The organism is Pseudomonas eucalypticola (assembly GCF_013374995.1).
GTDB classification, from domain to species: domain Bacteria; phylum Pseudomonadota; class Gammaproteobacteria; order Pseudomonadales; family Pseudomonadaceae; genus Aquipseudomonas; species Aquipseudomonas eucalypticola.
This window is the reverse complement of sequence record NZ_CP056030.1, coordinates 3961765-3985123: the sequence shown is the minus strand read 5'-3', so window position 1 is coordinate 3985123 and position 23359 is coordinate 3961765. Positions and strand designations below refer to the sequence as shown.

Genomic DNA, 23359 nt, shown 5'->3' with positions numbered 1-23359 from the left:
AGGCTATCGATGCTCAAACCCATCCTGCTGGTGGAAGACAACCCACGAGACCTGGAACTCACGCTGCTTGCGCTCGAGCGCAGCCAGCTGGCCAACGAAGTGATCGTCATGCGTGACGGCGCCGAGGCCCTGGATTACCTGCTGCGCCGCAACGCCCACGCCCAACGGCTGGAGGGCAACCCGGCGGTCTTGCTGCTGGACCTCAAACTACCCAAGGTCGATGGCCTGGAGGTGCTCAAGGCGGTGCGCGAGTCGCCGGAGCTGCGCAGTATTCCCACCGTCATGCTGACCTCGTCACGTGAAGAGCCCGACCTGATGCGCGCCTATGAACTGGGTGTCAACGCGTACGTGGTCAAACCCGTGGAGTTCAAGGAGTTCGTCGCGGCGATTTCCGACCTCGGGGTATTCTGGGCGGTGCTCAACGAGCCACCGCCTGGTTCGCTGCGCCTGCAACGTCGCCCTACCTGAGAACGGGCCAATTGAACGAGATCGATACCTGCGTATGCTGTCAAAGCCCCTGCAACTACTGCTGATCGAAGACAGCCCGCGTGACGCCGAACTGTGCCTGCTGACACTGGAGCGGGCTGGCCTGGTGATCGAGTCGACCCTGGTATTCAACCACCAGGGCGCCGAACAGGTGCTGCGCACCCAGACGTTCGACCTGATTCTCTGCGACTTCCTGCTGCCGGGTTCTTCGGGGGCCCAGGTGCTGCAACGCGCCCGGGAAATTGCCCCGCAGACCCCTTTCATTTTCCTCTCCGGAGTGTACGGCGAAGAAAACGCCGTGGAGATGATGCGCCTGGGCGCGATCGACTACGTGCTCAAGCAGAACCTGACCCTGCTGCCCAAGGCGGTCAAGCGAGCGCTGGCGGAAGTGCATGAGCGCCGTGAGCGTGTACGCGCCGAACAGACTCTGCAGCAGATGGAAGTGCGCGCGCACCTGGCGATCGACGCGGCGCGTATGGGGGTCTGGGACTTCACGCCGCACACTGATCAATTGGTATGGGACGAGCGCTGCCGGGCCCTGTACGGGATAGGCCCGGACGTGGGGGTCGACCTCGAGTATTTCCTGGCCCGCTGCCACTCCGACGACCGCGCACGGGTGGAGGAGGCCATGGCCCAAGCCATGTCGCCGGAGGGCAACGGCACCTACCAGGTGGAATACCGGGCGGTGATGCCCGATGGCGGCGAGCGGTGGCTGGCCATCAGCGGCCGTGCGTTTTTCGAAGGCGTGGTGTGCGTGCGGGTCACCGGCGTCATTCAGGACGTCAGCGAGCAGAAGCAGGCCACCGAAGCCTTGCAGCGGCTCAACGAGTTGCTGGGCGACCGGGTGGAAAAGCGCACCCGCGAGCGCGACCGTACCTGGGAGCTGTCCCGGGAATTGCTGGCAGTGATGCGCTTCGACATGTCGCCCATCGCCCTCAACCCCGCCTGGGAGGATACGTTGGGCTGGTCCCGGCAAACCCTGGGGCAGATGCAGCTATGGGAACTGGTGCACCCCAATGATATCGGCGCCACGGTGCGCGAAACCGAGAACATCGCCAGTGGCAATGTTTCCACCCGTTTCGTCAACCGCATGCGCCATGCCGACGGTGACTACCGCTGGCTGTCGTGGACCATCGTGCCCGACGATGGCCTGATGTATGCCGCGGTGCGCGACATCACCGGCGAACGCGCGGTGGTGGATGAGTTGGCCGCCACCAATGAACAGCTGCGCCAGCAGATTAAAGAGCGCGAACGCATCGAGGCCACGCTGCAGCAAATGCAGCGCCTGGAAGCCGTGGGGCAGCTCACGGCCGGCGTGGCCCACGACTTCAACAACCTGCTGACGGTGATCCTCACCAGCACCACCTTCCTGGCGCGCGACGTGGAGCGCGGTGTGATGGAAAAGGTGCAGAGCCGCCTGCACAACATTCGCGAAGCCGGTGAGCGGGGGGCCAAGCTCACCGCGCAGCTGCTGGCGTTTTCCCGTCGCCAGCGGCTGGAACCCATCCCGGTCAACCTCAACGACACAGTGTTCGGCATGTTCGAGCTGCTGCAGCGCACCCTGGGTGGCAGTATCTGGATCCAGACCCATACCGATGACGCCCTGTGGAGCGCGCTGGTCGACCCCACCCAGACCGAGATGATCATCCTCAACCTGGCCATCAACGCCCGCGATGCGATGCCCAACGGCGGTACCCTGCGTCTGGCCACCCGCAACGCCGTGGTCGAGCGCCCTGCGCAGCACCCACAGGATCCGGAGCCCGGGGCCTACGTCGTGCTGTCCATCGGCGATACAGGCAGTGGCATGAGCGAGGCGGTGCTGGCCAAGGCCTTCGAGCCGTTCTTTACCACCAAGGACATCGGCAAAGGTTCCGGCCTGGGACTGGCTCAGGTCTTCGGCTTCGCCAAGCAGTCCGGGGGCGGGGTTGGCATCACCACGGCCGCTGGGCAGGGCACCACGGTGGACGTCTACTTGCCGAGTCTCAACGCCATTGCCCTGCGCTCGACGCCCGTGCCCGTACGTCGCGAGCCGGTGCAAGGTGGCAACCGTACGGTACTGCTGGTGGACGATGACCATCAGGTGCGCGCGGTCACCGCGCAGTTGCTCGACCGACTGGGGTACAACGTGCTGGAAGCGGCCAGTGGCCAGGCAGCGCTGGACGTGTTGAGCGAAGAGGTGGACGTGCTGCTGACCGACTATGCCATGCCGGGCATGAACGGCGCGCAACTGGCCCAGGTGGCGCGTGGCGTCCACCCTCATCTGCCCGTAGTGTTCATCACGGGGTATGCGGACCTGGAGGGCCTGCGCGGGCATGAGCCGCTGGTGGTGCAGAAGCCCTTTCGGGATGATGAACTGGCCGAGAAACTGGAGCACGCACTGGCGGCGCAGTCCAACCTGGAAGGTTCGCAACCGCTGCCCTGACAGGCATCAGCCGCTGGTGAGTGAGGGCGGGCTCAAGCGTGCGACTGGGCCAGCGGCCCAGGCGGCAAGGCGGGAACGCGGAGACCTTAGTGGTTGTGGTCTTCTTTTTCGGGGGCAGGGCTGCCAGCCTGAATGCGTTTGTAGATCTCTTCGCGGTGTACCTGTACTTCTTTCGGCGCATCGATACCGATGCGAACCTGCATCCCCTTGACGCCAAGGATGGTGATCTTGATGTCGTCGTTGATGACGATGGTCTCGCCTACTTTACGGGTGAGTATCAGCATGTGCTGCTCCTTGCTGGGTCAGTGAGTCCACTTTTGACTTTCGGGTCGGGATTGAGACGCACGGGACCGGATTAAATTCCCCGAACTTGCCTTGATCCGGTCTTTTCAGAATAGGAAACAATTAAGTATCAGGATGTGATGGTTGCCATTATGGCTGTTTCCGCGCGTTTGCGCCTGCCTGTAATGAAAAACTTCATCGCCGCTAAAGAAAAACTCATGGAAGGGGGAAGCCAGGCGATGTTCATTCGGTCCCAGCGGGATGCGCCGCGCGTGCGGCGCATGGTTTCAAGGGCGCGGGTAAACCAACGCCCTGGCCTCCACCTGCTCAAGGCTGCCAATACGTTCGTTGCCCACTCAACTTCCTGTCCAGAAAGCTCGCCGCGCTGATCAGCGCCAGGTGCGACAGCGCCTGGGGGGTGTTGCCCAGGTGGCAGCCCTGGCGGTCGAACTCTTCGGCGTATAGCCCCAGCGGGTTGGCGTAGCGCAACAGTTGTTCGAATTCCAGATGCGCTTCTTCTACACGGCCCGCCCGGGCCAGGCATTCCACGTACCAGAAGCTGCACGCGGTAAACGCGCCTTCCTCGCCGTCCAGGCCGTCGTCGGCCTCCCGGTAGCGGTATACCATGCCGTCGCGCACCAGGTCGCGCTCGATCGCGGCCAGGGTGGCCAGCCAGCGCGGGTCGCTGGCGCCCACGAAGCGCACCAGCGGCATCAACAGCAATGCACCGTCCACTTCGCGGCTGCCCAGGTGCTGGACGAAGTGCCCGGCTTCGTCGTCCCAGAAGTGGGTCCAGATGTCGTCGTGGATAGCCTGGCGTACTTCGTCCCAGCGCGCGAAGGGCGCGGGCAAAGAGCGTTTGTTGGCCAAGCGCAGGGCGCGGTCGAGGGCCACCCAGCACATCAGTCGCGAGTGCAGGAAATGCTGTTCGTTGCCACGCATCTCCCAGATGCCCACGTCCTTGTGGTGCCAGCGCTCGCAGACTTTATCCACCAGGGCCTGGACGTTGCGCCAGCCCTCGTGGGAAATGGCCTCGCCGTACTTGTTGGCCAGGTACACGGCGTCCAGCAACTCGCCGTAGATATCCAGCTGGTTTTGCGTATAGGCGCCGTTGCCGACGCGCACCGGGGTGGCGCCGCCATGGCCGGCCAAGTGCGACAGCTCCTCTTCCGGCAACTCCTGGCGGCCGTCAAGGGCGTACATCAGGCGCAGGTCCACGCGCTCCTGGCAGCAGTCGCTGACGCGCTCGCGTACCCAGCGAACATAAGCATTGGCTTCCTCGCTGAAGCCCAGGCGCATGAAGGCATAGACGGTGAACGATGCGTCGCGGATCCAGGTGTAGCGGTAATCCCAGTTGCGGCCGCCACCGGCCTGCTCCGGCAGCCCGAACGTGGGCGCGGCGATGATGCCGCCGTGCTTGCGCGAGGTGAGCAGCTTGAGCGCCAAGGCGGAACGGTGCACCATTTCCCGCCAGCGTCCCTGGTAATGGGACTGGCCCAGCCAGTCCCGCCAGTACTTGAGGGTGTGCTCGAAGCAGCGCTGGCTCTGGCCCGCGCGTACCAGTGGGTCGTCCTCGGCGCCCAGGATGAACTCAGCGCACTGGCCTTCGGCCAGGGTAAAGTCGGCCACGGCGCAGCCGTGCTCATCGATGTGCAGCGTGTGGCACGAGGCCAGGCGCAGGCTGGGCTGCCCTTGGGCATCAAAGCACACCTGCTCGCCATCCAGGCGCGGCTGGGTGGCGGCACGGTTGTAATCGTGGCGCACCCGGCACCGCATGCGCACCTGCGCCTGGCCATTGACCGCGCGAATGCGCCGAACCAGCCGAGGCATGTCGTCAGGGCTCTCGCCAATGGGCATCAGGTCGGTGACCTCGACCACCGAACCGGTATCGATCCAGCGGGTTTGCAGAATGTTGCTGTCTGGCAGGTAGATCTGCTGCCGACGGGCATGCGGTAGTACCGGTGCCAGCTCGAACACACCGGCTTCGGGGGTATCGAGCAGAGCAGTGAAGATGGACGGGCTGTCGAAGTCCGGCCAGCAGAAAAAGTCCACCGCCCCGGTATCGGCCACCAGGGCAGCACTGCGCATGTCGCCGATGATGCCGTGGGCTTCGATCGGGCTTTGGGTACTGCTTCGTGCGTGTTCAGCCATTGTCTTTGAATCCTGGGTAAAGGCTCATGCCGCCGTCGATGAACAGGGTGGTGCCGTGGATATAGTCAGAAGCATCGGAAGCCAGCCACACCACCGCATTGGCGATGTCCTGGACCTCGCCCAGGCGGCCTTGGGGAATCAGCTCCAGCAGGCGCTGGCCTTTTTCGCCTTGTGTGGTGTCCTGGTTGATGGCGGTCTTGATCGCGCCGGGGGCGATGGCGTTGACGCGGATACCCTGGCCACCGACCTCCTGGGCAATGCTGCGCATCAGCAAGTCAATGGCGCCCTTGGACGCGGCATAGTTGGCGTGCCCGGCCCAGGGAATCAGCTGGTGCACCGAACTCATGTGGATGATCTTGCCCTGTGCGCGGGAAACCCACGGGCGCGGCCCCTGTTTGATGAATTGGCGCAGCGCCGCGCGGGCGCACAGGAACTGGCCCGTGAGGTTGACCTGCAGCACCTGGTTCCAGTCGGCCAGGGTCATGTCCACCGTGGCGGCGTCCTTCTGCAGGCCGGAATTGGCCAGCAAAATATCCAGGGCACCGAAGGTTTCCACCGTGCGCGCAAACAGCGCCTCAACCTGGTCTTCCTGGGACACATCGGCCTGCAGGGCCAGGGCCTTGCCGCCGTTTTCGCGAATGCGCTCGGCCAGTGCCTCGGCCGGTTCGGCATGGCGGTTGTAGTTGACCACCACGGCGGCGCCGGCCTCGGCCAGCGCCTCGGCCGCGCCGGCTCCCAGGCCGGAACTGGCGCCGGTGACGAGCGCCACCTGGTGTTGAAGGGATATCTGCATGGCCAGCCTCTGGGCAATGAGTGTGCACAGTCGACTGGCCCAGGCGGGCAAGAGTTCAGCCGGCGTCAGGTGCTGGCCAGTACGGCCGCCAGGTAGGGCGCCGTGCGGCTGGCGCGGGCCTTGGCGACTTTTTCCGGGCGCCCGCAGGCCACCACGCTGCCGCCCTTGTCGCCAGCCCCCGGGCCCATGTCGATGACCCAGTCGCACTGGGCGACCACGCGCATGTCGTGCTCCACCACGATCACCGTGTTGCCGGCGTCCACCAGGCCGTTGAGCTGGGCCAGCAGCCGGTCCACGTCACAGGGGTGCAGCCCCGTGGTGGGTTCGTCGAGCACGTACAGCGTGGCGCCGCGCTGGCCACGTTGCAGTTCGGTGGCCAGCTTGATGCGCTGGGCCTCGCCGCCGGACAGCTCCGTGGCGGGCTGGCCCAGGCGCAGGTAGCCCAGGCCGATATCGCGCAGCACCGCCAGGGCGCGCAGCACGGGGGGCTGTTGGGCGAATACCTCGCAGGCCTGGTCCACGGTCAGTTGCAGCACCTGGGCGATGTTCAGCCCCAGGCATTCCACCTCCAGGGTCTGCGGGCTGTAGCGCTGGCCGTGGCAGGTGGGGCAGGGGGCGTAGACGCTGGGCATGAACAGTAGCTCGACGCTGACAAAGCCCTCGCCTTCGCATTGCGGGCAACGGCCCTTGGCGACGTTGAAGGAAAATTGCCCGGCATCGAAGCCGCGCTCACGGGCCGCGGGCGTGGCCGCGAAGAGTTTGCGCACCTGGTCGAACAGCCCGGTGTAAGTCGCCAGGTTCGAACGCGGCGTACGGCCGATGGGTTTCTGGTCCACCTTCACCAGCCGCTGAATGGCCCCCATGCCGCTGACGATGTGCCCGGACTCGGTCACCGGCGCGGCGTCTTCCAAGGGGTTATCGGGGCTGTCGTCTTCGTCGGCCAACGGATGCCCCAGGGCTTCGGCCACCAGTTCCAGCAGCGCCTGGCTGACCAGGCTGGATTTGCCCGAGCCACTGACCCCGGTTACCGCGGTGAATGCGTGCAGGGGGAAGTCCACGGCCAGGCGCTGCAGGTTGTTGCGCGTCACGTCCGCCAGCTTCAGCCAGTCCACGGGCTTGCGCCGCGGGTGGGGCAACGGGTGGGCGTCGCCATACAGGTGCAGGCGCGTCTGCGATGCTTCGATGTCGGCCAGGCCATGGGGTGGTCCGCTGAACAGCACGGTGCCGCCGTGCTCGCCCGCCGCCGGGCCAACGTCCACCAGCCAATCGGCGCGGCGCATGGTTTCCAGGTCGTGCTCCACCACGAACAAGGTGTTGCCGGCGGCCTTGAGCCGCTGCAAGGCGTCGAACAGGGCTTCGCCATCGGCAGGGTGCAGGCCGGCGGACGGCTCGTCCAGCACATAGATCACCCCGAACAGCTGCGAGTTGAGCTGGGTGGCCAGGCGCAGGCGTTGCAGTTCGCCGGACGACAGCGTGGGGGTGCTGCGTTCCAGGGCCAAATACCCCAGGCCCAGGTCGGTGAGCGTGTGAAGGCGTTGCAGCAGGTCGTGGGCCAGGCGCTGGGCGGCCAGGTGCTTTTCCACCGACAGGCCGTTGGGGTCTCCGTGGGTAGCCAGGGGGGCCAGCACCTCGGTCAGGCGTGCCAAGGGCATTTGCGAGAATTCGCCGATGTCCAGGCCGGCGAACGTCACTTGCAGCGCTTGCTGTTTCAGGCGCTTGCCTTCGCACAACGGGCACAGGGTGCCGCGCATGAACTGGCTGACGCGCTTTTTCATCAGCGCGCTCTGGGAGTGGGTGAACGTATGCAGCACGTAACGCCGTGCCCCGGTGAAGGTGCCCTGGTAACTGGGCTCCAGCTTGCGTTTCAGGGCCTGGCGGGTTTCGGCCGGGGTCAGGCCGGCGTACACCGGCACCGTCGGCTGCTCTTCGGTGTACAGAATCCAGTCGCGCTGTTCCTGGGGCAGGTCGCGCCAGGGAATGTCCACGTCATAGCCCAGGGTCACCAGAATGTCGCGCAAGTTCTGGCCTTGCCAGGCCGTGGGCCAGGCCGCCACGGCGCGCTCGCGAATGGTCAGCGAGTCATCCGGCACCATGGTCTGTTCATTCACTTCGTACACGCGGCCAAGGCCGTGGCACTCGGGGCAGGCGCCCTGGGGGGTGTTGGGGGAGAAGTCTTCGGCATACAGGATGCTCATGCCGGCCGGGTAGTGGCCGGCGCGCGAGTACAGCATGCGCACCAGGCTGCCCAGGGTTGTAACGCTGCCCACCGACGAGCGCGTGCTGGGCGTACCACGTTGCTGCTGCAGCGCCACGGCCGGCGGCAGGCCATCGATGCGGTCGACATCGGGCACGCCCACCTGGTCGATCAAGCGGCGGGCATAGGGTGCCACTGACTCGAAGTAGCGGCGCTGCGCTTCGGCGTACAAGGTGCCGAAGGCCAGCGATGACTTGCCTGAGCCTGACACCCCGGTGAACACCACCAGGGCGTCGCGGGGAATGTCGACGTCGACGTTCTTGAGGTTGTGCTCGCGGGCACCGCGTACTTGCACGTAGCCGGACTGGCCGATCGGTTTCATGGAGCACTGCACCTGTAATGGCTATGGGCGTCTTATAACCGACAAAGGTAGCCCATCGCCGTTCCCTCCATCACGCCGGGGCGGCCTGAAGGTCCAGCAAGCGCTGCAGAAATGTCGCCAGCGCCACCTCTTCCAGGCGCAAACCCTTGCGCTTGCGTGGTTTGGGCAGCTTCGCCAGTTCCCCCAGCACGTAGCGCTCCAGCACCGCCGGGTGAATGTAGCAGCGCCGGCACACGGCCGGGGTGTTGCCCAAGGTACGCGCCACTGCCTTGACCATTTCGACGATCTGGCGTTTGGCCTCCGGTTCCGGCTGCCAGTGCAGTTCGCGCAGCATGGCCAAGGCCAGTGCGCTGCCGGCCCAGGTGCGGTAGTCCTTGGCGGTGAAGTCCGCACCGGTCATGTCTTGCAGGTAGGCATTGACGTCCGATGAGGTGACCGTGTGGCGCTCACCCTGGTCGTCCAGGTACTGGAACAGATGCTGCCCTGGCAATTCCAGGCAGCGCTTGACGATCCGCGCCACGCGCCGGTCTTTGACCGACACCCGGTGCTCCACGCCGCTCTTGCCGCGGAAATGAAACTCGATGGCGCTGCCCTTCACCGCCACATGGCGGTTGCGCAGGGTGGTCAGGCCGTAGGACTTGTTGTCGCGGGCATATTGGCTGTTACCGACGCGGATCAAGGTGGTGTCCAACAGGTAGATCACCGTGGCCATGACCTTGTTGCGGTCCAGGCCGGGCAGTGCCAGGTGGCTTTCCAGTTGCTTGCGCAGCTTGGGCAGCGCATTGCCGAACGCCACCATGCGCGCGTACTTGTTTTCGTCGCGCACCTCGCGCCAGCGCACGTGGTAGCGGTACTGCTTGCGCCCGCGGGCATCGCGGCCGGTGGCCTGCAGGTGGCCGCGCGGGTCGGCGCATATCCACACGTCGGTGTAGGCGGGCGGCACCGCCAAGGCGTTGATGCGCTTGATGACCGCGGGGTCTTCGATAAGCGCGCCCTTGGCGGTGAAATAGACGAAGTGGTCGCCTTCGCGTTCGCGGCGGATGCCGGGCTGGCTGTCATCCACATAGTGCAGGTCCGGCGGTAACTCGGGCTGTTCGGACAGGGCGGCAAGGTCGGCCATGGTATCGGTTTTTCCCTCGGGGTTCCCGGTAATAGACCACGGCGGTTGGCGGAGGTGCGAAGCCGGTGGAGGGTTTCGGTATTTGGGAAATTTCCGAGTTTCATTCGGAATCGTCCGGCTTTTTCCTACAGCCTATGGCGCCAATACTGCGGCATTACGGGCAGCGGGGTGTTTGCATCGCCGCTGCTCGACCGTCTGCCAAGCGAGGATGCCATGTACAGAGCAATGATTGTCGACGACCACCCGTTCATCCGTGCCAGCGTGCGTTTGCTGCTGGAAAAGATGAAGGTCAAGGTAGTGGCAGAGACCGACAATGGCGCCGATGCGGTGCAGATGGTGCGCGACTACGGCGCCCAGTTGGTCATTCTCGACATAGGCATGCCCAAGATGGACGGCCTGGAGGTCATCCAGCGGATCAAGGCGCTGGAGTTGCCCGTCAAGATCCTGGTGCTGACGTCCCAGGCGCCCGACTACTTTTCCTTGCGCTGCATGAAGGTGGGCGCCGCGGGCTACGTGTGCAAGTCCGACAACCTCACCGAGTTGGTCAAGGCCGTGCAGGCGGTCACCTCTGGCTACACCTACTTTCCCGACGTGGCCCTGAGCTCGGTACACCGTGGTGATTGCCTGGACACCGAGGCCCAATGCATCGCCCGCCTTACCGACCGCGAGTTGCTGATACTGCAACAACTGGCCCGCGGCTACAGCAACAAGGCCATCGGCGACGCCATGCTGCTGAGCAACAAGACCGTCAGCACCTACAAGGCGCGGCTGATCGAGAAACTGCGGGTGCAGTCCCTGGTCGACCTGGCGGACCTGGCCAGGCGGCATGCCTTGATCTAAGGGCGGCACCATGTTCACACGGATGTTTTGCTGGTTCTGGCTGTTGTGCGCGCCCGCGGCCCTGGCCGCCCCCCAGGCGCCCGTGCTGTACGGCCGGTCCACCCTGCCGCCGGGGCAGGTGGAGCGCCTGGAGCTGACCGACGATGACCGCCGCTGGCTGTGGCAGCGGCGGGTACTGCGCCTGGGGGTCAGCCAGCCGGAATACGCGCCCTTCGATATCCTGGGCACTGGCCAAGAGTACGAGGGCATCACCGCCGACTATGCCGGGCTGGTGGCCAGCCTGCTCAACCTCAGCGTCGAAGTGGTGCGCTACCCCAGCCGCGCCGAAGCCCTGGCGGCGGTGCGCGACGGCTCGATCGATGTGCTGGGCACCTCCAATGTGTTCGAGGCCGCCACCGCCAACCTGATGCTGTCCCAGGCTTATGCCCAGGATGAGTCCGTGCTGGCCAGCCGCAGCGATGACCGCACCGCGCTGTTCGGCGGCCTGGATAACCGGCGCCTGGCGATGCAGGAGTTCTACTTGCCCCAGGCCGTGGTCCAGGATCTGTACCCCGGCGCGCGCATCCAGCTGTATTCCTCCTCCGTGGCGGCGCTGGGGGCCGTGGCGTTCGGCCAGGCCGATGTGTTTCTGGGCAACGCCCTGGGCGCTTACTACCAGGTGTACAAAGGGCAACTCAATGGCTTGTACCTCAGCCACCTGCCGCAAGTGCAGAGCAACTACTTCGGCTTCGCCTTCTCGGCGCGCAACAGCCGCCTGCTGACCCTGGTGAACGCTGCCCTGCAGGCCATTCCCGACCACGAGCGGCTGGCCATTCTGGGGCGCTGGAGCGTGGGCGGGGTGACCATCGGGCAACGGCACGCCCTGGCCCTGAGTGAAGCCGAGCAGCGCTGGCTGGCCAATGCCGGGACCCTGAAAGTATTGATAGACCCCCAGTTCCTGCCCCTCAGTTACCTGGACAGCCAAGGCCGTTACCGCGGGATCAGCGCCCAGGTGCTGGAGGTGATCGGGCAAATGACCGGCCTGGAGTTCGAAGTGCAGACGGGCAAGTCACTGGCCGAAATGATCAACCGCGTGCAGCGCGGCGACGCCGACCTGCTGGCGGCGTTGCCACCCAGTCCGGCCAGGGAGCAGCAGTTGAGTTTCACCCGGGCCTACATGAGCAGTCCGCGGGTGCTGGTGACCCGGGATGGCGAAATAGCGCCGCACTCCCTGGAGCAGATGGATGGCAAGCGCCTGGCGGTGATCCATGGCAGTTTCCTGTTCGATGTGCTGCGCGAGCAATACCCCGGCGTCATTCCGGTGCCGGCCCCCAGTGCCGACCATGCGCTGTCCATGGTCGCCAACGGCGCGGCGGACGCGGCAATGCTCACGTTGATCGGGGCGCGCTACCGCATCTTCCGCCAGTACGCGGGGCGCCTGCACATCAATGCCACGCTGCCGGTGCGCCCCGCGAGCGTGGCGTTCGCCACCTCGCACCATGCCCCGGAGCTGCTGTCGATCCTGAACAAGGCACTGCTGGCCATCCCGCCCCAGGAGTTCAACGACCTGGCGGCGCGCTGGCGCGGGGAGGTGGTGCTGGAGGAAAGCTTCTGGAGCCGCCACCGCTGGCACATCGTGCAATTGAGCATCATGGTGGTGGTGCTGCTGGGCCTGGGGTTGGGCTGGATCACCCAGCTGCGGCGGCAGGTACGCCGCCGGGTCAAGGCGGAAGTGGCCTTGACCGACCAGTTGGAGTTCATGCGCGTGATGATCGATGGCACCCCGCACCCCATTTACGTGCGCGACCCGAAAGGCTATCTGTTGACCTGCAACGCCAGTTACCTGGAAGCCTTGCAGGTGCAGCTCGACGACGTGGTCGGCAAGCCCGTCGGCCAGACCATTGCCTTTACCTTCGAGGAGGCCGAGTCCTATCAGCAGGCGTACCTGCAAGCGATGAAGGACAACGTCAAGGTAGTCGCCGACCGCCAGGTACGCCTGCACAACGGTGAGCTCATGACCATCTACCATTGGGCGCTGCCCTACACCACCACCGACGGCGCCATCGCCGGGCTGATTGGCGGCTGGATCGACATCACCGAGCGCCAACGGCTATTGCTGGCCTATCAGCAGGCCAAGGAGCAGGCCGAAGCCGCCAACCGCGCCAAGACAGTGTTTCTGGCCACCATGAGCCATGAAATCCGCACGCCCATGAACGCCATCACGGGCATGCTCGAACTGGCGCTGAAGAAATCAGAACAGGGCGTGTTCGACCACCTGTCCATCGAAGTGGCCGCCAGCGCCGCCAACAGTCTGTTGGCACTGATTGGCGACATTCTCGACATTACCCGCATCGAAACCGGCCACCTGACGCTGGAACCAAAACCCACCGACCTGATGGGGCATGTCGAAGCCGTGGTCCGCCTGTTCGAAGTGCAGGCCCGGCACAAGCGCCTGCGCCTGGTGCTCGATGTCGAAGGGCAGGCCGGCTCCCTGGTGTTGCTGGACCCACTGCGGTTCAAGCAGATTGTGTCCAACCTGCTGAGCAACGCGGTGAAGTTCACCCACGAAGGCGAAGTGCGGGTGGCGGTGCACCTGCGTCCCGGCGACGCGGGGCTCTGGGTGAAACTGACCGTCAGCGACACGGGGGTGGGCATTCCCCCCGACGAAGTCGCGCAATTGGGCAGCGCCTTCACCCAGGCCAGCAACCATCAGCAATCGGCGCGTGAGGGCTGCGGCCTGGGCCTGAACATCAGCCGCACCTTGTGCACCATGATGGGCGGGCACCTGGCCCTGCAGAGCACGCTGGGGCAGGGAACCCAGGCGGGGTTTGAACTGACCCTGGGGTGGGCGACGGCCAGGCAGGCGGATGCCTTGGACGTGCCCGTTGCCAGCCGTTCGCTGAACGTACTGGTGGTCGACGACTACCGCGCCAACCGAATCCTGTTGCAGCAGCAACTGACTTACCTGGGCCACCGGGTCACCTTGGCCGAGGATGGCAACACTGGCCTGCTGAGCTGGCTGCGCGGTGACTTCGACCTGGTCATGAGCGATTGCAACATGCCCGGCCTGGACGGCTACCAACTGGTCCAGGCCATCCGGCTGCACGAGCAGCGCAGCGGGGGAGCCCGGTGCAAGGTGTTGGGTTTTACCGCCAATGCCGTGCCTCAGGAGCGCGCCCGCTGCCTGGCCGCTGGCATGGACGGCTGCCTGTTCAAGCCCTTGAGCCTTACCGCGCTGGCACAGGCGCTGGAGCCGTCCGGCAGCGAACAGGCGCCGACGCCCGACCCAGGGCGTGGTGGGCATGACCTGGGGGCACTGCAAGAGCTGACCGGTGCCGACACCCAGGCATTGAAGCAACTGCTCGACGGCCTGACGGATTGCTGCCGCCAGGACCTGCTGACCCTGGACGCGCTCGACCTGGACGGGGATCGCCAAGCCATTGCCGACCTTGCGCATCGGATCAAGGGGGGCGCGCGCATCATTCGCGCCGCGCACGTGGTCGACGCCTGTGATCAGGTGGAACAGGCGTGCTCGAGCCCGGGGGAACCGCTGGTGGCACTGGTTGCCGCGCTGCGCACAGCGCTGAATGACCTGACCGCGCGCCTGGAAAGCGGCGGTCAGGTCTGAGAGAACGCGTGGGGCCGGTACGGCGGGCGCCCACGGCGGGAATTACTTGTTGTACTTGTCCAGGCGGCTCTTGACCCGGTCAGTGATGGCCAGGCATTCCTTCACGTTGCCTTTGTCGCGGGCCGCACTTGCACTCTCGATGTCCTTGGTCACCAGTTCCTTGACCTTGGGATCGGTGGTGCCGGCGCTATTGACCCGGTCCTGCAAGCGCTGAATGTTGGCATTGCACGTATCATCGTCCGCCGCGCTGGCCTGGAAGCTCAGCGCCCCCGCCAGTACTAACAGCCCACAGCCTAGCAATCGCTTCATGGATGACGTCCTCGATCAGTTGGATGAACCATCTCATTGCACAGCACAAGCCAGTGTAGTCGGCTTATAACTACGACAGAGGCGGCTATCGCTTGGTTCAGCACAATTCGCACAAGGCGTGAAGCGGGTCCGGGTGGAAAGCAATTGATTAATAGATATAATCATTAATTGTGTTACCCACGTGCCCCACAACCACAACAAGAGATGCACGCCATGCCTTTGCTTCCCGCTGCTTCCCAGCGCGCGGTTATGACCGTTGCGCTGTGCTTCGCCGTTGCCTTGCTTGAAGGCTTCGACCTGCAATCCACCGGCACTGCCGCCCCGTTCATGGCCAAGGCCCTGGGCCTGAACACCGAGCAACTGGGCTGGGTGTTCAGCGCCGGGCTGATGGGGCTTTTGCCCGGCGCCTTCCTGGGCGGCTGGCTGGCCGACCGCGCCGGGCGCAAGCCCGTGTTGCTGGCCGCCGTGATGCTGTTTGGCGCCTTCACCTGGTTCACCGCCCACGCGCTGAGCTTTCCCAGCCTGTTGCTGGCCCGATTGCTCACCGGCCTGGGCCTGGGGGCGGCGCTGCCAATCATTATTGCCGTGGCCAGTGAAGCGGCCGCGCCCCATTGGCGCAGCACCGCGGTGAGCCTGACCTACTGCGGCGTTCCCCTGGGCGGCGCCCTGGCGGCCGTGATCAGCCTGGCCGGGGTAGGGGACGACTGGCGCCTGGTGTTTCAGGTCGGCGGTGTGGCACCCCTGGCCATTGCTGCGGGGCTGCTGGCCTGGCTACCTGCCGGCCCGCTTGCGGCCCCCGCACGGCACGCCGCGGGGGCATCGGTCGCCCGCCTGTTCAGCGAAGGGCGCGGGCGCCGCACACTGCTCCTGTGGCTGGCGTGCTTCTTCACCCTCACCGTGCTGTACATGCTGCTCAACTGGCTGCCTTCGCTGCTGATGGCCCAGGGGTATAGCCGTGCTGACGCGGGTTACATTCAAGTGCTGTTCAACTTGGGTGGGGCAGCGGGTTCGTTCCTGACCGGCCGCCTGATGGACCGCAACCGCACGGCACTGGCCGTGACCGTCGCCTACCTGGGCATGCTGCTGTCGCTGGCCGGCCTGGGCCTGGCCAGCACGTTCGTGGCCATGGCCGTGGCCGGGCTCGCGGCCGGTTACTGCTGCATTGGCGGGCAGTTGGTGCTGTATGCGCTGGCGCCACGGCTCTACCCGGCGGACATGCGCGGCACCGGCACCGGGGCATGTGTGGCAGTGGGGCGGCTGGGGTCCATGGCCGGGCCGTTGGCCGCAGGCCACGTGCTGGCCGCGGGGGTGGGGTAGGCGGCGTGCTGCTGGCCGCCGCGCCGGGGTTGGTGGTCGCGGCGCTGGCAACGCTGGCGCTGGCAAGCGGCCAGCGGGCGCCGGTGAGTGCTTCACTGCAAAAATATAGTTAATAAGATAAACCATTAATTGACGTAACCATTTTGCCGCGCTACCGTCTGGTCATTCGCAACGCACAAATCAAAGAACAAGAGGTGTGAGATGAGCCGTTACCAAAATCGCTGGCAAACCGTCACCGTCGACGTCGAAGACGGTATCGCCTGGGTCACCTTGAACCGTCCGGAAAAACGCAATGCCATGAGCCCGACCCTGAACCGGGAAATGCGCGATGTACTGGAAACGGTCGAGCAGGACGCCGATGCCCGGGTACTGGTGCTCACCGGCGCTGGCAGTGCCTGGACCGCCGGGATGGACCTCAAGGAATACTTCCGCGAAGTGGATGCCGGCCCGGAAATCCTGCAGGAGCGTATCCGCCGCGATGCCTCGGAATGGCAATGGAAGCTGTTGCGCCTGTACAGCAAGCCGACCATCGCCATGGTCAACGGCTGGTGCTTTGGTGGCGGTTTCAGCCCACTGGTGGCCTGTGACCTGGCCATCTGCGCCGACGAGGCGACCTTCGGCCTGTCGGAGATCAACTGGGGCATCCCGCCGGGCAACCTGGTCAGCAAGGCCATGGCCGACACCGTGGGCCACCGCCAGTCGCTGTACTACATCATGACCGGCAAGACGTTCGACGGCGCCAAGGCCGCGCAAATGGGTCTGGTGAACAAGAGCGTGCCGCTGGCCCAGTTGCGTGAAGAAGTGATACTGCTGGCCCGCGACCTGCTGGACAAGAACCCGGTGGTACTGCGCGCGGCGAAGAATGGCTTCAAGCGCTGCCGCGAGCTGACCTGGGAGCAAAGCGAGGACTACCTGTACGCCAAACTCGACCAGGCGCAGCTGCGCGACCCCGAGCACGGCCGCGAGCAGGGGTTGAAACAGTTCCTGGACGACAAGAGCATCAAGCCGGGGTTGCAGGCTTACAAGCGCTGATCGAGCATCCCGTTGCCGGGCGCCCGAGTGGCGCCCGGCACCCCATGCGCAACCCTTGACGATCATTCCCGACAACCATAACAACGAGGAATGCACCATGTTCGAAGTCCCTCTGCTGATCGCCGGCAAGGCCGTCGGCGCCCGTGATGGCCGCACCTTCGAGCGTCGTTGCCCGATGACCGGCCAGGTGGTGTCCATCGCCGCCGCGGCCAGCCTGGAAGACGCCGACGCCGCAGTCGACGCCGCCCAGGCCGCGTTTCCCGCCTGGGCGGCACTGGGCCCCGGCGAGCGCCGCGACCGCCTGCTGCGCGCCGCCGACAACCTGCTGGCGCGCAGCACCGAGTTCGTGGCCATGGCCAGCGAAACCGGAGCGATGGCCAACTGGTATGGCTTCAATGTGCAACTGGCCGCCAATATCCTGCGGGAAGCCGCCGCCTTGACCACCCAGGTGCACGGCCAGGTGATCCCCTCCGATGTGCCTGGCAGCTTCGCCATGGCATTGCGCCAACCGTGCGGGGTCATCCTCAGCATCGCCCCCTGGAACGCCCCGGTCATTCTCGCCACCCGCGCCATCGCCATGCCGCTGGCCTGCGGCAATACCGTGGTGCTCAAGTCTTCGGAACTGAGCCCGGCCGTGCACCGCCTGATCGGCCAGGTGCTGGAAGACGCCGGCCTGGGTGCTGGCGTGGTGAACATCATCAGCAACGCGCCGGCCGACGCCGCGGCCATCGTCGAGCGCCTGATCGCCCACCCGGCGGTGCGCCGGGTCAACTTCACCGGTTCCACCCATGTGGGCCGCATCATCGGCCAGGTCGCGGCCCGCCACCTCAAGCCTGCGCTGCTGGAACTGGGTGGCAAGGCGCCGTTCCTGGTGCTGGCCGACGCCGACCTGGACGCAGCCGTCGAGGCCGCGGCCTTCGGTGCGTATTTCAACCAGGGGCAGATTTGCATGTCCACCGAGCGCCTGATCGTCGACGCCGAGGTGGCCGACGATTTCGTCGCTCGCCTGGCGCGCAAGGTCGCGGGCTTGCGTGCTGGCGATCCTGCCGACAGTCGCTCGGTGCTGGGGGCATTGGTGGACCCGTCCGCTGCCGTGCGTATTCAAGGGCTGGTGGACGATGCCGTGGGGCAGGGTGCCCGGCGGGTCTGCGGGGGCACTCCCCAGGGCAGTGTGATGCAGCCGGTGTTGCTCGACCATGTCACCCCGGCCATGCGCCTGTATGCCGAGGAGTCGTTCGGCCCGGTCGCCGTGGTACTGCGCGGTGACGGCGACGAGGCCTTGCTGGCCTTGGCCAACGACTCGGCGTTCGGCCTGTCGGCGGCCATCTTCAGCCGCGACACCCGCCGCGCCCTGGCGCTGGCCCAGCGCCTGGAGTCAGGCATCTGCCACATCAACGGCCCTACCGTGCACGACGAGGCCCACATGCCGTTCGGCGGCGTCAAGGCCAGTGGCTACGGCAGCTTCGGCGCCACCGCGGCCATCGAGCAGTTCACCCAACTGCGCTGGGTAACCTTGCAGAACGGCCCGCGGCATTACCCTATCTAGGCGAGGTTGGCGCTGGCGTGCCAGCAAGCGCTTGATTCACTGCTTCAACAAAAACAACAGGCAGAGGGATATCACGTGAACCGTTCAATGGAGGCGCCCTGGCGCGCCGTGAACATCGGCCACCCGCAGGTGCAGGTCGATGAAGTGCAGGGCGTGCTGCACATGCGTGCGCTCGAACCGCTGCAGGCTCACCCGCATCGCCTGATGGAGCGCCTGCAGCACTGGGCCCGGCTGCGTCCGCAGCAAACCTTTGTGGCCCGGCGCGGCGCCGATGGGCAGTGGCAGCGCATCAGCTATGCGCAGATGCTGGCGCGTACCCGGGTCATCGCCGAACACCTGCTGGGGTTCGACCTCAGCGCCGAGCGGCCGTTGGTGATTCTCTCCGGCAACGACCTGGAACACCTGCAACTGAACTGCGCGGCGCTCTATGCCGGGGTGCCGTATTGCCCGGTGTCGCCGGCCTACTCGCTGGTATCACGCGACTACGGCAAGCTGCGCCACATCATCGACACCCTGACCCCTGGGCTGGTCTATGCCGCCGATGCCAGCTATGGCGCGGCTATCGCCGCCGTGTTGCCGGCCCATCTGCCCGTGGTGCTGGGCGACGGCCGGTTACCAGGGCGTCCGAGCCTGGCCTTCGCCGATCTGCTGGCAGGAACGGGCGGTGCCCGGGCAGACGCCGCGTTCAGCGCGTTGACCGCCGACAGCATCGCCAAATTCCTGTTCACGTCCGGTTCCACCAAACTGCCCAAGGGCGTGATCACCACCCAGGGCATGCTCTGCGCCAATCAGCAAATGTTGCTGCAGACCTTCCCCGAATTCGCCGACGAGCCGCCGGTGCTGGTGGACTGGCTGCCGTGGAACCACACGTTTGGTGGCAGCCACAACGTCGGTATCGTCCTGTACAACGGCGGCAGCCTGTACATCGACGATGGCAAGCCGACCCCCGCATTGTTCGGCGAGACCTTGCGCAACCTTGCCGAGATTTCGCCCACTGCCTACCTCACGGTGCCCAAGGGCTGGGAAGAGTTGGTCAGCCGCCTGGAAGCGGACGCCGGCCTGCGGGAAACCTTCTTCGCCCGCATGAAGCTGTTTTTCTTCGCTGGCGCCGGCTTGTCCCAGGCCGTGTGGGACCGGCTCGACAAGGTATCGGTGGCGCACTGTGGCGAGCGTATCCGCATGATGGCCGGGCTGGGCATGACCGAGACGTCGCCTTCGTGCACCTTCACCACCGGCCCGCTCTCGGTTGCCGGCTACGTCGGCCTGCCGGCCCCCGGCTGCGAGGTCAAGCTGGTGCCGCGCGACGGCAAGCTGGAAGTGCGCTTCCGTGGCCCCCACGTAATGCCTGGCTACTGGCGCTCGCCGCAACAGACCCGTGAAGCCTTCGACGAGCAGGGCTTCTATTGTTCGGGCGATGCGGTGAGGCTGGCTGACCCGCGCAACCCGCAGTTGGGGCTGATGTTCGACGGGCGCATCGCTGAAGACTTCAAGTTGTCGTCTGGGGTGTTCGTCAGCGTCGGGCCCTTGCGCACACGGGTCATTCTCGAGGGCGCGCCGTATGTGCACGACGTCGTGGTGGTGGGGCCGGATCGCGAGCGCCTGGGGCTGCTGGTGTTTCCACGGCTGGACGAGTGTCGTCAGCTCAGTGGCCTTGGCCACGACGCCTCGGTTGCCCAGGTGGTGGCTGCAGCGCCTGTGCAGGACTGGCTGGCCGGCCTGCTTGCCCACTTGAACGCCGACGCCACCGGCAGCGCCAGCCGCCTGGACTGGGCGGCCCTGGCTGAGGACCCGCCCTCCATCGACCGGGGTGAAATCACCGACAAGGGCTCGATCAACCAGCGTCTGGTCTTGCAGGGCCGCGCGACGCTGATCGACGATCTCTACGCTGGCAAGGCACCCCGGGTGCTCGCGTCCGGCACGGCGGGGTAGGGGCAGGGGCGCCCAGCCCCACAGCGGTTCAGATCACCGAACCGGAGGTAGTGGCCTTCAGGTGCTTCCTGCCGTCCACGGCTCCGGCCACGGTCAGGGCGTCCGCTTCGACTTCGGTGATGGGCACGCGGTGGCCGTTGAGTTCAGCGATGGACATGCGCAATTGCTCGTCGGTGCTGATCCGGATCTGGGCGGCAGGCCCTTCATAGCGAACGTCCTGCTCGATCAGCGTGCAGCGTTGAGTCTTGGCATCAATTTCCACGGGCATGACTCCTCTCCCTATTGTTATGGGTGTACGGACGTTAGACCGCACCCGGCCCATTAGCGCCGTTCGGCCTGATCGACGGTCAGCCGATTTAAAGGTTCTTCACGGAATCCGGGAAAGTTGGAGATGCCAGGACATGCACCCTCGTCTGCCTTGTTTGTGCAGGACACTGCGGGGCGTTCGTGACGCGGCCAGGTCCGCTGCTACGTGGGTGCATGGTGCGCGGCGCTGGGGCGAAAAAATTCATGACTATCGGGTCACGCTTATTCCCACCCCATCTATGCTCTGTAGTCGCTATCGCGAAAAAAACCTTACAGCTGTGCCGGCGGTTCCTGGCTGGGCGGGTCGCCCACGGTTGGCGGCACGGTGGGCTTGACCGGCAGCTCGTCGGGTTCGGTCTCGGGGTCAGGCGGCGGCAGGGTGGGGTCGTCGATGTTGGGGTCCGGGGTTTCGGCGGGAATCGGGATATTCATGGGGTTCCTCCCAGGTTCGTGGGGCTGTCAGGGATCTGGACACCAGGTTTTCGCCGATGACTCCCGGGCATCATTGCCGATGAACTTTCAGCACCCCCATGGCTCGGAACTTAATGCATGCGTCGGCAGCGTTGGCCGGCCTTTTCTGGTAATGGATGAGCGTCCTTGGGGCGTGTAGGAGATGCTCGATGACCGCGGATCAACCCTTCGAAACCGGCCAGGCGGCCGAGCAAACCAACGAGCAGGCACTGAGCCTGTCCCAGGCCTTGCTGCTGCCTCGGATCGTGATCGAAAACACCCGGCCCGCCATTGATGGCGGCCAGTTCGCGGTCAAGGCCGTGACCGGACAAAGCCTGACCGTGGACAGCAAAGTGTTCGCCGATGGCCACGACAAGCTGGCCGTGGTGCTGCGCTGGCGCGCGCTGGGCAGTAGCCAGTGGCACAGCTCGGCCATGAAGGACTTGGGCAACGACAGCTGGCAAGGCCAGTTCAGCGTCAGTGAGGTGGGCCGCCATGTGTTCACCATCGAGGCGTGGATCGACCTCTTCGCCACCTACCGCTACGAGCTGGAAAAGAAATACGCCGCAGGCGTGCCCATCGGCCTGGAGCTGGAAGAGGGCCGCCGCCACTTGGTGCAGAGCGCCGAAAAAAGCGAAGAGACCCTGCGCCGCCAGCTGATGCACCTGCACGATGAGTTCCAGGGCCTGGATCAGGACGGCAAGGTGGCGCTGTTGCTGCAAAAGGACACGGCCGCACTGATGAGCCTGGCCGACCCGCGTGCCTACCTGAGCAAGAGCCATGAATTCCCCGTTGAGGTGGAACGTGAGCGGGCCCAGTTCGCCAGCTGGTATGAACTGTTCCCCCGTTCGATCACCGACGACCCGGCCCGCCACGGCACCTTCAATGACGTGCACAGCCGCCTGCCGATGATCCGCGACATGGGCTTCGACGTGCTGTATTTCCCGCCCATTCACCCCATCGGTCGCAAGCACCGCAAGGGCCGCAACAACTCGCTGGAGGCCGGCCCCGAGGATCCGGGCAGCCCGTATGCCATCGGCAGCGCCGATGGCGGCCACGAAGCCATTCACCCGCAACTGGGCAGCCGTGAAGATTTCCGCAACCTGGTGGCGGCCGCCGCCGAGCACGGCTTGGAAATCGCCCTGGACTTCGCCATCCAGTGCTCCCAGGACCACCCTTGGCTGGTGGAGCACCCGGGCTGGTTCAGCTGGCGCCCGGACGGCACCATCCGCTACGCGGAAAACCCACCGAAGAAATACCAGGATATCGTCAACGTCGATTTCTACGCCGCCGACGCCATTCCCGGTTTATGGTTGGCGCTGCGCGATGTGGTCGTGGGCTGGGTGGAAGAGGGCGTCAAGATTTTCCGCGTCGACAACCCCCACACCAAGCCGCTGCCGTTTTGGCAATGGCTGATCGAAGACGTGCGCCGGGAACACCCTGATGTCATGTTCCTCGCCGAGGCATTCACCAAACCGGCAATGATGGCGCGCCTGGGCAAGGTCGGCTATTCCCAGAGCTACACCTACTTCACCTGGCGCAACACCAAGGCTGAACTCACCGAGTACTTTACCCAGCTCAACCAGCCGCCGTGGTCCGACTGCTACCGGCCGAACTTCTTCGTCAACACCCCCGACATCAACCCCTTTTTCCTGCACGATTCCGGCCGCGCCGGCTTCCTCATCCGCGCGGCCCTGGCCACCATGGGTTCAGGGTTGTGGGGCATGTATTCGGGCTTCGAGTTGTGCGAAGCGGCGCCTATCCCGGGCAAGGAAGAATACCTGGACTCGGAGAAATACGAGATCCGCCCGCGGGACTATACCCAGCCGGGCAATATCATCGCCGAAATCGCCCAGCTCAACCGCATCCGCCGCCAGAACCCGGCCTTGCAAACCCACCTGGGCCTGGCGTTCTTCCAGTGCTGGAATGACAACATCCTGTATTTCGGCAAGCGCACCGCCGACCGACGCAATTACATCCTGATCGCCGTCAGCCTCGACCCGCACAACGTTCAGGAAGCCCATTTCGAGCTGCCATTGTGGGAGCTGGGCCTGGATGACAGCGCGGCCACCCAGGGCGAAGACCTGATGACCGGCCACCGCTGGACCTGGTACGGCAAAACCCAGTGGATGCGCATCGACCCCGGCTACCAGCCATTCGGCATCTGGCGCATCAGCGCGGCGCTCTGAAAAG

At 65.3% G+C, this 23359-nt stretch carries 16 protein-coding genes and 1 pseudogene; 9 read left to right on the top strand and 8 right to left on the bottom strand.

Annotated features, from left to right (window positions below; translation table 11 throughout):
• Positions 1–9 precede the first annotated feature (9 nt).
• Positions 10–468: a response regulator gene (locus tag HWQ56_RS17565; protein WP_158158470.1), complete on the top strand. Its 459-nt coding sequence runs from the start codon at positions 10–12 to the stop codon at positions 466–468.
• Positions 469–502: 34 nt separating this feature from the next.
• Complete coding sequence (locus HWQ56_RS17560) at positions 503–2908, top strand: hybrid sensor histidine kinase/response regulator (RefSeq protein WP_176571306.1); 2406 nt, start codon at positions 503–505, stop codon at positions 2906–2908.
• 86 nt (positions 2909–2994) lie between these two features.
• On the opposite strand, the gene csrA is transcribed toward HWQ56_RS17560, so the two are convergent.
• The 5 genes from csrA to HWQ56_RS17535 all read right to left on the bottom strand — a co-directional run bounded on the left by csrA (position 2995) and on the right by HWQ56_RS17535 (position 9830).
• Entirely contained in the window at positions 2995–3192 is a 198-nt protein-coding gene (gene csrA, locus HWQ56_RS17555) for a carbon storage regulator CsrA (RefSeq protein WP_027979421.1), read from the bottom strand.
• Positions 3193–3517: 325 nt separating this feature from the next.
• Positions 3518–5341 (bottom strand): glycoside hydrolase family 15 protein, encoded by a 1824-nt coding sequence (locus HWQ56_RS17550; protein WP_176571305.1) that lies wholly within the window; start codon positions 5339–5341, stop codon positions 3518–3520.
• Positions 5334–6134 (bottom strand): glucose 1-dehydrogenase, encoded by an 801-nt coding sequence (locus HWQ56_RS17545; protein WP_158158467.1) that lies wholly within the window; start codon positions 6132–6134, stop codon positions 5334–5336. The genes HWQ56_RS17550 and HWQ56_RS17545 overlap by 8 nt, the downstream gene beginning before the upstream one ends.
• A 65-nt stretch (positions 6135–6199) precedes the next feature.
• On the bottom strand, positions 6200–8710 hold the full coding sequence (locus tag HWQ56_RS17540; protein ID WP_176571304.1) for an excinuclease ABC subunit UvrA: 2511 nt from the start codon (positions 8708–8710) through the stop codon (positions 6200–6202).
• A 70-nt stretch (positions 8711–8780) separates the two neighbouring features.
• Entirely contained in the window at positions 8781–9830 is a 1050-nt protein-coding gene (locus tag HWQ56_RS17535) for a DNA topoisomerase IB (protein ID WP_158157532.1), read from the bottom strand.
• A 213-nt stretch (positions 9831–10043) separates the two neighbouring features.
• Between HWQ56_RS17535 and HWQ56_RS17530 the strand changes: the two genes are divergently transcribed.
• Together HWQ56_RS17530 and HWQ56_RS17525 are read left to right on the top strand one after the other, a co-directional pair.
• Complete coding sequence (locus tag HWQ56_RS17530; RefSeq protein WP_158157533.1) at positions 10044–10670, top strand: response regulator transcription factor; 627 nt, start codon at positions 10044–10046, stop codon at positions 10668–10670.
• 10 nt (positions 10671–10680) lie between these two features.
• On the top strand, positions 10681–14277 hold the full coding sequence (locus HWQ56_RS17525; protein ID WP_176571303.1) for a transporter substrate-binding domain-containing protein: 3597 nt from the start codon (positions 10681–10683) through the stop codon (positions 14275–14277).
• 42 nt (positions 14278–14319) lie between these two features.
• On the opposite strand, the gene HWQ56_RS17520 is transcribed toward HWQ56_RS17525, so the two are convergent.
• Positions 14320–14586 carry a hypothetical protein gene (locus HWQ56_RS17520; protein ID WP_158157535.1) on the bottom strand — a complete coding sequence of 89 codons (267 nt, stop codon included), beginning with the start codon at positions 14584–14586 and terminating at the stop codon, positions 14320–14322.
• A 213-nt stretch (positions 14587–14799) separates the two neighbouring features.
• On the opposite strand from HWQ56_RS17520, the pseudogene mhpT reads away from it, so the two are divergent.
• The 4 genes and pseudogenes from mhpT to HWQ56_RS17500 all read left to right on the top strand — a co-directional run bounded on the left by mhpT (position 14800) and on the right by HWQ56_RS17500 (position 20410).
• Positions 14800–16016: pseudogene (mhpT, locus tag HWQ56_RS17515) on the top strand (3-(3-hydroxy-phenyl)propionate transporter MhpT).
• Positions 16017–16104: 88 nt separating this feature from the next.
• Positions 16105–16935: a p-hydroxycinnamoyl CoA hydratase/lyase gene (locus HWQ56_RS17510; protein WP_158158002.1), complete on the top strand. Its 831-nt coding sequence runs from the start codon at positions 16105–16107 to the stop codon at positions 16933–16935.
• 97 nt (positions 16936–17032) lie between these two features.
• Positions 17033–18481, top strand: a complete 1449-nt coding sequence (locus tag HWQ56_RS17505; protein ID WP_176571302.1) for an aldehyde dehydrogenase — start codon at positions 17033–17035, stop codon at positions 18479–18481.
• 87 nt (positions 18482–18568) lie between these two features.
• Positions 18569–20410 carry a feruloyl-CoA synthase gene (locus HWQ56_RS17500; RefSeq protein ID WP_176572423.1) on the top strand — a complete coding sequence of 614 codons (1842 nt, stop codon included), beginning with the start codon at positions 18569–18571 and terminating at the stop codon, positions 20408–20410.
• A gap of 28 nt (positions 20411–20438) precedes the next feature.
• On the opposite strand, the gene HWQ56_RS17495 is transcribed toward HWQ56_RS17500, so the two are convergent.
• Together HWQ56_RS17495 and HWQ56_RS17490 are read right to left on the bottom strand one after the other, a co-directional pair.
• Complete coding sequence (locus HWQ56_RS17495) at positions 20439–20678, bottom strand: DUF3203 family protein (RefSeq protein ID WP_158158000.1); 240 nt, start codon at positions 20676–20678, stop codon at positions 20439–20441.
• Positions 20679–20986: 308 nt separating this feature from the next.
• Positions 20987–21148, bottom strand: a complete 162-nt coding sequence (locus HWQ56_RS17490) for a hypothetical protein (RefSeq protein WP_176571301.1) — start codon at positions 21146–21148, stop codon at positions 20987–20989.
• 188 nt (positions 21149–21336) lie between these two features.
• Here HWQ56_RS17490 and HWQ56_RS17485 point away from each other — a divergent pair, with 188 nt between their 5' ends.
• The gene (locus HWQ56_RS17485; protein ID WP_176571300.1) at positions 21337–23355 is read left to right on the top strand and encodes an alpha-1,4-glucan--maltose-1-phosphate maltosyltransferase; all 2019 of its coding nucleotides are present in this window, start codon (positions 21337–21339) and stop codon (positions 23353–23355) included.
• The last annotated feature ends 4 nt before the right edge of the window (positions 23356–23359 follow it).